The sequence below is a fragment of the Microbacterium sp. P5_E9 genome (assembly GCF_054049175.1).
Window position 1 is genome coordinate 1 of sequence record NZ_JBFUMV010000132.1, and the last position, 543, is coordinate 543.

Annotated in this window: 1 protein-coding gene; it reads left to right on the plus strand. The window is 65.2% G+C overall.

The window, feature by feature from the left end:
• On the plus strand, positions 1 to 262 hold a 262-nt coding region (locus tag ACXJ3V_RS20625), incomplete at its 5' end, for a helix-turn-helix transcriptional regulator (RefSeq protein WP_457102221.1).
• Positions 263 to 543 lie beyond the last annotated feature (281 nt).

A 543-nucleotide genomic window follows, 5' to 3' on the forward strand; every position in this document is an offset into this window, starting at 1 on the left:
GCCCCGGGCGGATGAGATGGCCGAGCGGCTGCACATGTCGAGCCGCACGCTGCATCGCCGACTGGTCGATGCCGGCACCAGTTACCAGGACATCATCGATGGCATCCGCAAGCGCCTGGCCATCGAATTGCTGGCGCGCACGGAGCTGTCGGTGGACGAGATCGCCGAGCGCAGCGGCTTCGCCGACACGTCGAACTTTCGCAAGGCGTTCAAGAAATGGACCGGCCAGACGCCGGCCTACTTTCGAGAGCGTCGAGGCTGAGGCGGGTTGCGCGCACGCACCGCCGGGTTGGGGGTACGCATAGTTGGGCGCCGAGCGGGGCATTCGACGCTCGCGGGTCATTGTCAAGGCGGGAGAGCTCGCGGCCTATCCCGGTACCCACCTAGGCCACGTACGTGTTCCTGCGTGGCCGTCCGGATAGCGCGCCGCATCGCAATCGCGAAAATCCTCAGGGCGGGGTGCGAGCGATCACTGCGATATCAGGTCGTCTGATCTGGCATGGGTACCGCAAGCGGTCCGTCTATCCGGACGTGAAAGGAAAA